The organism is Ensifer sp. 4252 (assembly GCF_050434565.1).
GTDB lineage: Bacteria > Pseudomonadota > Alphaproteobacteria > Rhizobiales > Rhizobiaceae > Ensifer.
The window spans coordinates 37203-45994 of record NZ_JBNDIU010000034.1 but is presented as its reverse complement, the minus strand read 5'-3'; the positions used below and the strand labels follow the sequence as shown (position 1 = coordinate 45994).

12 protein-coding genes and 1 pseudogene are annotated in these 8792 nt (G+C 60.2%); 5 read left to right on the top strand and 8 right to left on the bottom strand.

What is annotated here, in order from left to right:
• Positions 1-317 precede the first annotated feature (317 nt).
• The 3 genes from ABIE33_RS33145 (at position 318) to ABIE33_RS33135 (ending at position 1913) form a co-directional block, all read left to right on the top strand.
• A complete protein-coding gene (locus tag ABIE33_RS33145; RefSeq protein ID WP_429132959.1) occupies positions 318-719 on the top strand; it encodes a SyrB-like regulator in 402 nt (133 codons plus the stop codon).
• Between the two features lie 89 nt (positions 720-808).
• A complete protein-coding gene (locus ABIE33_RS33140; protein ID WP_429132958.1) occupies positions 809-1351 on the top strand; it encodes a hypothetical protein in 543 nt (180 codons plus the stop codon).
• A gap of 40 nt (positions 1352-1391) precedes the next feature.
• Positions 1392-1913 (top strand): hypothetical protein, encoded by a 522-nt coding sequence (locus ABIE33_RS33135; RefSeq protein WP_429132956.1) that lies wholly within the window; start codon positions 1392-1394, stop codon positions 1911-1913.
• Between the two features lie 151 nt (positions 1914-2064).
• Here the strand turns inward: ABIE33_RS33135 and ABIE33_RS33130 are convergent, their stop codons facing one another.
• Both ABIE33_RS33130 and ABIE33_RS33125 read right to left on the bottom strand, forming a co-directional pair.
• Positions 2065-2511: a hypothetical protein gene (locus ABIE33_RS33130; RefSeq protein ID WP_429132954.1), complete on the bottom strand. Its 447-nt coding sequence runs from the start codon at positions 2509-2511 to the stop codon at positions 2065-2067.
• A gap of 54 nt (positions 2512-2565) precedes the next feature.
• On the bottom strand, positions 2566-3225 hold the full coding sequence (locus ABIE33_RS33125) for a hypothetical protein (RefSeq protein ID WP_429132952.1): 660 nt from the start codon (positions 3223-3225) through the stop codon (positions 2566-2568).
• 146 nt (positions 3226-3371) lie between these two features.
• Here ABIE33_RS33125 and ABIE33_RS33120 point away from each other — a divergent pair, with 146 nt between their 5' ends.
• Complete coding sequence (locus ABIE33_RS33120) at positions 3372-3599, top strand: helix-turn-helix domain-containing protein (RefSeq protein WP_429132968.1); 228 nt, start codon at positions 3372-3374, stop codon at positions 3597-3599.
• Between the two features lie 454 nt (positions 3600-4053).
• Here the strand turns inward: ABIE33_RS33120 and ABIE33_RS33115 are convergent, their stop codons facing one another.
• Positions 4054-4257 carry a cold-shock protein gene (locus ABIE33_RS33115; RefSeq protein WP_429132950.1) on the bottom strand — a complete coding sequence of 68 codons (204 nt, stop codon included), beginning with the start codon at positions 4255-4257 and terminating at the stop codon, positions 4054-4056.
• 391 nt (positions 4258-4648) lie between these two features.
• On the opposite strand from ABIE33_RS33115, the gene ABIE33_RS33110 reads away from it, so the two are divergent.
• Positions 4649-5590, top strand: coding sequence for an ArdC family protein (locus ABIE33_RS33110; protein ID WP_429132947.1), 942 nt, complete (start codon positions 4649-4651; stop codon positions 5588-5590).
• 116 nt (positions 5591-5706) lie between these two features.
• Here ABIE33_RS33110 and ABIE33_RS33105 read toward each other — a convergent pair whose 3' ends face one another.
• The 5 genes and pseudogenes from ABIE33_RS33105 to ABIE33_RS33085 all read right to left on the bottom strand — a co-directional run bounded on the left by ABIE33_RS33105 (position 5707) and on the right by ABIE33_RS33085 (position 8588).
• Positions 5707-5961 carry a WGR domain-containing protein gene (locus ABIE33_RS33105; RefSeq protein WP_429132945.1) on the bottom strand — a complete coding sequence of 85 codons (255 nt, stop codon included), beginning with the start codon at positions 5959-5961 and terminating at the stop codon, positions 5707-5709.
• Positions 5962-6107: 146 nt separating this feature from the next.
• On the bottom strand, positions 6108-6593 hold the full coding sequence (locus ABIE33_RS33100; protein ID WP_429132942.1) for a ProQ/FINO family protein: 486 nt from the start codon (positions 6591-6593) through the stop codon (positions 6108-6110).
• 126 nt (positions 6594-6719) lie between these two features.
• Positions 6720-8048, bottom strand: a pseudogene (locus tag ABIE33_RS33095) (type IV secretory system conjugative DNA transfer family protein); the annotation flags it as partial.
• The gene (locus ABIE33_RS33090; RefSeq protein ID WP_429132940.1) at positions 7999-8298 is read right to left on the bottom strand and encodes a hypothetical protein; all 300 of its coding nucleotides are present in this window, start codon (positions 8296-8298) and stop codon (positions 7999-8001) included. The pseudogene ABIE33_RS33095 and the gene ABIE33_RS33090, both read right to left, overlap by 50 nt.
• Complete coding sequence (locus tag ABIE33_RS33085; RefSeq protein WP_429132939.1) at positions 8295-8588, bottom strand: mobilization protein; 294 nt, start codon at positions 8586-8588, stop codon at positions 8295-8297. Before ABIE33_RS33085 ends, ABIE33_RS33090 begins: the two co-directional genes overlap by 4 nt.
• Positions 8589-8792 lie beyond the last annotated feature (204 nt).

Genomic DNA, 8792 nt, shown 5'->3' with positions numbered 1-8792 from the left:
CCAATATGGGCATCGGCGGCATCACGCCCGCACAGAAACTGAAAATCGCCGCGTGAATTCTACCGCGGAGCCCCGTTGAAAACGGGGGGATTACCGTGCCTCGTTAAGACGCGACGTTCCGCGATGTCCTTGCGGGGCGTCGCCTGGCTTCCATCGCTTCCGGCTGTGCTGCCGCCAACCCAGTTTTCGTTCGTGTGCGACAGCGCCACGCAATGTAGCACCGATACCGAGGTCTCGACGGCGTTGACCGGTGCAATCATTGACTCCGCGCTTCGCCCATCGGAAAAGTATGTAGGCTTGGAGAGGAAAGACAACTCATGGCAGACGAGATCAAACCGGACGACAGCGCTGTCGCCGCCGAAGCGGCCGCGCCCAAAAAGCGCGGTCCGCGGGCGAAGAAAGTCGCTTCGGACGTAGCCTCGGAAGAGGCAAGTGCCCCGCCGAAGGCCAAGAGAGGCAGGAAGCCCAAGGAAAAACCGACCGACCTGAAGGCTGCGGAACAGTCTACGGCTGCTGCCAAGACCAGGGCAAAGGGCGTCGCAAAGGCCAGCGAAAAAAGCGCGGCGCCGAAATCGTCGGCTGAAGCACCGGCTTCAGTCGTGGACGAAATCTCGGATCTCCTTCAGCTCGAAGAAGAGAATGCGCGGCTGCGCAAGGCGCTTGGCGAGAAACTGCGGGCGGAGAACGCCGATCTGCGCAAGCGGCTCGGAATTGCCTGAGCATTTCGTGAGAGGCCGATCGTTTCTGCGGTCGGCCTTCGTCATCACATCTCTAGGACGGGCGGTCATGCCCGGGGTGACGAGGTATCATGAAATCACCATGGAAGTTCTTGCTTGATCTGGCGTCTCGAGGGAGAGCGGCCGAGCAACCAGCGAGCGCGACTGCCGCTGAGGTCGCAAAGCTAGACGAGGCGTCATCAACGCCGACTGCAGCTCCTGACGCAGTGCCGATCGTTTCGCCCGATGATGCCGCGGCGCCGGCGGTGGCAGCGTCGAATTTGGCCGCAAGCGATCGCAACGTCGAAACATCTTCCATCTTCGAGGAAGCAGTCGGTAGCAACGAGCCGTCAACCGTTTCGGCTGATCGGACACCCGCCGGCGAACGTGAAGATCTGCCCGAAAACCCGCCAATCAAGCGGCAAGCCCCAGCCAGGAGATCGAGCGCCCGGAATGTTGCGGTGCCCGCTGGCGTCGAGTATGGACAGGATGACGCCGACGTCCACGTGCCGCCATTAACCTTTTCCGAAGAGGTTCTCGCACTGGACGAGGACATCAGACAACTGAGGCGGCAGCTGGCAGAAAAACTGTCTTCGCAGAACGCCCAACTCAAGAAGATGCTCGAGCGGTTTTGATGCCATGCCCTGGCCTATCGCCCCTGTCCATTGGATACCGATGAAACCACAGCAGCGAAAGTTTATCGTCGAATTCAAATCGTCTCGCCGACGCTCGACAGTTCAAGCGCCTTCTATCTGGGGCGATACCGATCTGAAGGCGCTTGCGCGCGAGGCTGAGAGTGAGGCTCCGCACCTGTTTGAAATCGACGGCCGAGCGGTCGACCTTGCTCCGAAGCAGGGTGCGGAGGTCCGCGCCCAGGAGGAAATCACGCTCGATAGTGTCCCACGCCTCAACCCGAATACTGCGCCGGAAGAGGTGACAGTTTTGCCGGATCCTTCTGAAGAAGCTTCGCTCGTTGATGTGAGGCCGGTGACGACAGCGGTGCCACAAATTTCGAAGCTCCCGCGGCCAGCGCGCGTTCGCCCCGCACGAAGCAAGACCCTGGATACCCCAATTCAAGTTTCCGTCGACGATCTTGCCGCGCTCCAGGAGGAAAACCGCAGACTGAAAGGACTTCTGGCGCGACGGCTGCAACAGGAGAATGCACAGCTTCGAAGGATGCTCGAACGGTTCATGTGAACAACGCGGTCTCCGGTCGAAGCGGCGCCGTACTTGTCCACCGGCGGCCGCTTGGAGCGAGACGGCTTTTGTTGAACTGTGATTGTGTCCCGCCGATCGCCACCGTCGTAACGGCAGGCGCACCGTGGATGCCAGGAGACTACTGCGGAATCTAGACATTCTGCGAGTGCGACGTGATCCTCAACATCCTTGGCACCTTTTGCGCGAGTTCGTCGAGCGTCGCCATAACCCGGTTCACCTGCGAGAGCTTGATTGTCAGCTCTGGGGCATACCGGATGACGTGGTACTCGTTGCTTGCGGAGAGAGCTGCCAGGTGCGCCAGCGTACGTTTGCGCAGGACAAGCCCGGCAGCCACGGCTATTCGGGTGCTCTCGCCAAGATCGTGCCGAATGTCACGGATCGTCTCGTGATCAGCGCCTTGGGCGCGCAGTAGAGCATTCAGATAGAGCTCGATTGCATGGAGAGCCAGGAGGCGTCGCGGAATGTGGTTGGATTTCGATGAACTCTCACCAAGTTTGACGGCGGCGTCCTTGTATTGCGCCGCCAGGTTTAGAATCTCTCGCACGCTTGCTGTCTCACCAGAATAAACAAGGTCCATCCTGATCGCCCTTCCAGTCCGAGTGAAAGTTCTGCTTGGTTCGTCCGCGCGTCATCAGCCGCGCGAGGCAGATGCTTTTGAGCTGCGCGCCCCGGCAATGCGAATGAGATCCTTCAACATCGTTCGCAGCTCTGGCCAGGGAGGATCTTCGAGCTTGAGGCCCGGATCATGCGTGACAATCAGGCAATGAAGCTTTGCGGTGACTTCGATGAGCGAGGAGGGGCGCATGATCAACATCACCCGCCCCAACACCCCGGCTTGCTCCGCGAGTTCCTGTTCCAGGGCGGCTGCCGCACTGTAGCCAAGACGCTGGTCGGCCTCTTGCCATAGTTTCCGACGTTCGCGAAGTTCGGCCCTTGGCTGAGACAGTTGTCCACCATCGACTCGCGTGCGGCGATCAGCGAAAGAGCCGACCGAAGAACCGCCGACCTCTTTTAGCATCTCCGTGGCATGCTTCTTTCGAAGACGAGTGGCTCGCGCGCAATGCTGTTGGCACGCGTACCATTGGGGCCAAAGTTCTCTCACGGGAGTGGGGCCGCTCTCTCTGGGACCGCCGCCAAATTCTGCGATCCGTGCGCTGAGGAGGCCGGCGGCAACGGGAAGAAGGTTCCGACGATCGATCTGGTGCGGCAGGTTTTCCGGGGGGTGGTTCTCCGCGCGTTCTTTTCTACGCGTAATTGCAGGCAAAGTTCTGCTAATCTCAGAATCAGCCATGATCCGAGCTCCCTATAGCTTGAATTGCGGTCAGGCCACGCAAGGTGTCGCAAGCACCGTGCGTGGCTGCAGTGAACCGTCACACAGAGTTTGAATCATTCAAAGATTATGTCAAGGTTATAATGTTGACAGCCGATCAAGTCCGAATGGCACGGGCCGCTTTAAAATGGGGTGTCCGCGATTTGGCAAATCGCGCCAATATTACGGCGGCCACCGTTTCGCGGATTGAAGCTGGGCGTCCCGGGTATGCGGCAACCTTGGACGCGATACGAGCTGCCTTCGAAGTCGCTGGAATAGAGTTCATCCCAGAAAACGGTGGCGGCGCCGGCGTGCGCTTCTCCAAACCAAAAGATCAAATTCACAAGACGGGATGAGTTTACTAGCTGTGGGGGACACCTTGGCTGAATGCTCCTTCCAGGCTGCGCGAACCAGTGAACGTTGCGCTGCCGCCCGTGAGCATAGACGGGTGTACGGATGCCTCGAGAGAAACGCTCATACACACTTGCGTCCGCGTCGAAGCTTCCTATCTCAGGGGCCATCCTCGACACGGAGCCTCGAGATGGATCAATCGCCGACAGACGCATTTTCCGACCATGACATCAAATTCATCCCGCCCCAGGGGGATCTCGGGCGCGAGCGGAACACCGCGACCTGCCTGTGCTGTCAAAAGAAGCATCGTGCCTCGAAAATGGACGTGGACGGTTGTGGCATTTGCGAAGAGTGCCTGGCGGCCTGAAGTGAATGCGGTGAAACTGTTTTTCATCGCGACGCTTCACTGCTAAAAGATCGACCGCCCACCATCGGCGACCACGGTCCGGATCAGCCAACTCAGACTGATCTGACGTTTTCGGCTCTCGATTTTCCGGTCTTGCGATCCTGGCCAATGTCGTAGATGACCTTTTGACCATCGCGAAGAAGGCTTCCCGCGTCGACCGCTGACACGCGGACGAACACGTCTGTCCCGCCGTTTTCGGGAGAGATGAAGCCGTAACCCTTGTCGTGATTGAAAAATTTCACCGTACCAATTGCCATAATCAACCTCGTTGTGCGGACGTCGCAATGGCGCGGAGCTTATTCAACGCGATCGTCGCCCGCAATCGCGCAAACGGGTGAGCTGGTGGCCGGCGGCCGCCGAGTGCACATCTCGAAACTCTCCGCCCAGCAACCTCTTCGAAGACGCCGTCATCCCGGGTGACGCGGCTTCAGCCGCGACATCGCACGCAAGGGGAGGGGCCGGGAGGCTCCGCCCCCTTCGCCCCTTCAAGCGCCTGCCGCCCAGCTTCCTCCACTCCACTGACGTTGCGTTCCGTGCAGCCGGGTCCCCGCGCAGCCGCTTGCACCCCAATCCCCCGCTGGTCCGCCCGAGCTCGGGAAGCAGGAGCAAACGGCTCCCGCTTCGCGAGATCAAGGAAAGGGCAAGGACATGGGCAAGGCAAAGGCAACCGAGACCACCACGACCGTCAGTGACATCTATGAACGCATCACCGCGCGCATTGTCGAGCAGCTGGAGGCGGGCACACGACCCTGGATGCAGCCATGGGGCGCCGGCGGCACGCCGGTTCGGCCACTTCGTCACAACGGCATTGCCTATCGCGGCATCAACACGGTGCTGCTGTGGATGACGGCGGCCGAGCGCGGTTACGGTTCGACTTACTGGATGACGTTTCGGCAGGCGCAGGAGCTGGGCGCGAACGTCCGCAAGGGCGAGAAATCCACCCTCGTCGTTTATGCCAATGCGATTGAGCGCAAAGAGACCGACGACGATGGCGAAGAGGTCGAGCGCCGCATCCCGTTCATGAAGGGGTACAATGTTTTCAACGCCGATCAGATCGATGGACTGCCGTCGCATTATTACGCTATTCAGACCGAGCCGAACAATAGCGAGGACAAACAGCGCATCGACGCCGCCGACCAGTTCTTCGGCAATCTCGGGGCCGACATCCGCCATGGCGGCAACCGGGCGTTCTATCACCCCGCCGGCGACTTCATCCAAATGCCGCCGTTTTCGGCCTTCGTATCGGCCGAGGCGCATGCAGCGACACTTGGGCACGAATGCATTCACTGGACGCTGAAGGGCACGCGTCTCGACCGTAACCTTGGCCGCGAGAAGTGGGGCGACGAAGGCTATGCCCGGGAAGAACTGGTCGCCGAGCTCGGCAGCGTCTTTCTCTCGGCCGACCTGGCTCTTTCAATCGAACCGCGCGAGGACCATGCGTCGTACATCGCTTCCTGGCTCAAGGTCCTGAAGAACGACAAGCGCGCCGTGTTCCAGATGGCCGCTCACGCCGAACGCGCGGTTGCTTACCTGCACGGATTGCAGCCCGGCCTGGTCGCGGCGACGGAGCGAGATCCAGCCGCCGCATAGAGAGGGTGCCGCTCATCTGTTTGCTTCCAGGCTGGGTCTTGCTTGCGAGATCCAGCCTGGCGGAATTTTGGCAGTCGGCCCCGCAAGCGGGGCGACCAAACAAGCGGACGCCTCGTCTACAGCGCCTCTGTCCGCGGCCGATACCCACGCCTGATCTTTCGGCGAGCAAGATCGAGGAACAGGCGGATCGCTTCATCCTCTCTTGAAAACTGATGGGCTGCCGTCTGCCCGAGCGTCCCGATACGTCCCCAGCGGCGGGTGAGGCAAACCTCACCGAACAGGTTGCTGCCGATTTCGAGCGAATAGAATCGCGCCATGTTGCGGGTCGCATCCTTGCGTTCGATGTAGAGGCGATAGGGCTGCGTGATCATGAGCCCAGAGTCGCGCGTTCCTACGCGCCCGTCCAACGACACTTATGAATCGATCACGCGCCATCGATTCATTTTCGTGATGAGCGGCCAAGCGAATGCCGGTGCATTCGTGTTGCGCCTGCTCCGCCGGCCAGCGGCTCCAGCGTTCAGCGCGGAGCGTCCTTCCGCCGGAGGAGGTGAGCGCGGATCGCACCTCGCTTTGACGCTGAAGTTGCGAGAGGAGAAGCCGGCGGTAAAGTGCTCGATCCATCCCGGGCCTTGAAGCCTTCGTACTTCTTTAGCGCATCCAGTCGGTCGACATCCGAGACAGGTTCAACAGGTTGGCCATTGATGTCATGGCGGAGGGAGCCGGATCGCGCGACCGCGATCTGGTAGCTCCGCGAGTGCACGTAGGTTGCCATCGCCTTGCGCAGAGCCGTCACGCTGATCTCGGGTTTGAGGAGAGGGCGGATGTCGTTCCAAAGCCCAAGCGCAAATGGTCGGATTGGATCGCCGACCTTGGCCGGAAGGATGGCGATCGGCCGGATAAGAAGCGCGTTGATCGCCTCGGTCTTGGCGACATCCCGTTCCCGCGCGAGAACCGGGCCGAAGTCCTTTCGGGGAGTTTTCGTCGTCGCTGGTTTTTCACCCATCGCAGTTCAAGCCAATCCGTAAATGTCGTCGTCCAGATACGTCATCGACATCATGAGCCGACGCCATCAATCCAGTTCCGAAGCATCTATAGCGTGCAGGCCGGAACACAAGGCTTGCAGGCAATGCTATGTCGTGCGCGAGAACAAACCGTCGAACTCCCTGTCTTCGAAGTAGCGGATCTTGGTGACGACGGCTGGTAATTTTCCTTGGCGCAGCAGGATCATTTTCTTTCCCGACAGTCGCAAAATCTCGTCGGCGTTGATGAGGTCGCGCGCGGCGATATGCTCGGCACTGGATGTGGCGCCTTTGCTCCAGGATTGGGTGATGTAGTTAACATCCGTCTTGCCGACCGTGCGCGCGATCAGTTCCGCCGTCTCGATGTCATTGACGCCGAACACCTGCAGCACGGCGGCGTTCGACAGGAAGGTTCCAGCCCGGCGGCCGTAGGTCGCGCGCAGCTGGTGGATGTCCTGCAGGATCGGCCAGAGTTGAACGCCGTATCCAGCCATCAGCCCCATGGCGCGCTCGACCGGCGCGAGGTGGCCGAGCGCTGCGAACTCGTCGAGAAGATAGAGCACGGGACGGGCAGGGGTGGCGCGTTCACGCGCCATAGCACCGAGGCTTTGCGAGACGAGAAGCCGAAGCCAACGGGCATAGGTCGAAAGCCGATCCGGTGGCAAAACGAGGAAGATCGAGACCGTGCGATGCTTGAGATCAGCGAAGCTGAACTCCGATCGGTTGAGCACCGCCGTCATGCGCTGACTGTCGAGAAAATGGGTATGGCGCTGGGCAGCCGACAGCACGCCCGCGGCTTCACGGTCCGACTTGCTGAGATGGCGATTAGCTGTCCGGGCTATCAGGCCGTTGGCCTCGTCCATCTCCTGCATTCGTGCCATCAGCGCCAGGAAGCGTTCGGGCGCCAGGGTCAGATATTCGCGCAGGGTTCCAAGGTGCCGGCGCCCTGGAGATTCCGCAACGACGATCTTCAGGATCAAGCCCGCGATCAGCGCTTTCGCCTCTTCGTTCCAGTGCGCTTCGCCACCCATACCCGGTTCGTCATAGACGAGTGCATCGGCAAGCGTGCTTGCGACTTCGGCAACATCGAGGCCTTCGGGATCGAGCATATCGAGCGGATTGTAGGCTGACGATTTCTGATCGGTGGCCTCGAAGGGACCAAGAATATGGACGGGTTCAAATCGCGCGCGGGCCTCGCTGGTGATCTCAGCATTTTCGCCTTTCGGGTCGATGCAAATGATCGAGCGCTCGGCGGTCAGGAGGTTCGGGATGATCGTGCCAACGCCTTTACCGGTTCTCGTCGGTGCCATCGTCAGAAGGTGGGCTGGCCCGTCGTAACGCAACAGCCCTCCTGTCGTCGGATCGCGTCCAATCAACAGGCCGCTCCCCTCAGCAACCAGCGCCTTCAGTTCGCGGTCGCTCGCCCAACGCGCCGTTCCGAAGACCGACGTGGCGAAGTCGTCCGCGACGAAGGCAGCGAAAAAATCCAAGCACGCCCAACACGATCGGAAGGTGCTTGGCGACGGCAGTGACGATGTCACTGGCAATGCCGTGTTCAGCCCCAGCGATGAAGTGTACGACAAAGTTCGTAAGCACGATCAGCGCCGAAAAGACGAAGCCGAGGATGGCAGCGATGATCGCAAGGAAGGGTGCCTTCATCAGCGAATTCAGGAACGCGGTGATCTTCATTCAGCCGCCCCAGTGTTCACCCCGTTGTCAGCCCCGCCGAGGATGTCGTCGAACAGCGCCATGTCGCCGTCACGCACGAGAAAGCCGGGCAGTTCTCGTTGCAGCCATTCTCTCAGTCGGCGGGTGAACTCGGCATCGTTGGAGTTCTCCAGTCGATGCAGCACCAACGCCCCCAGCAGGATCTTGCGGCGCGTGTCCTGCGCACGTTCCTGTTTTCCGAGCCGAGCCTTCAGCGTCTTTTTGCGCTCTTCCAGTTCGGCGAGGCGCTGGTTGATCGATTTGCGGGCCACGAGATCCTCCTCATGATTGTACCGGCGAAGAGTTTTGCGATTGCGCGTTGTATCCGAAGGTATTTGATAGTGCGGAATGCACAACCCTGAATTGGCATGGGAACGGTGCATCTTGCATGATCCCCTACGCAGGGAGCGGAGCGAACGAAGTTTTAAAGGGCGCACTTACGAGTTGCTGTGCAACTCAGCGCTTGTTATGGTTGT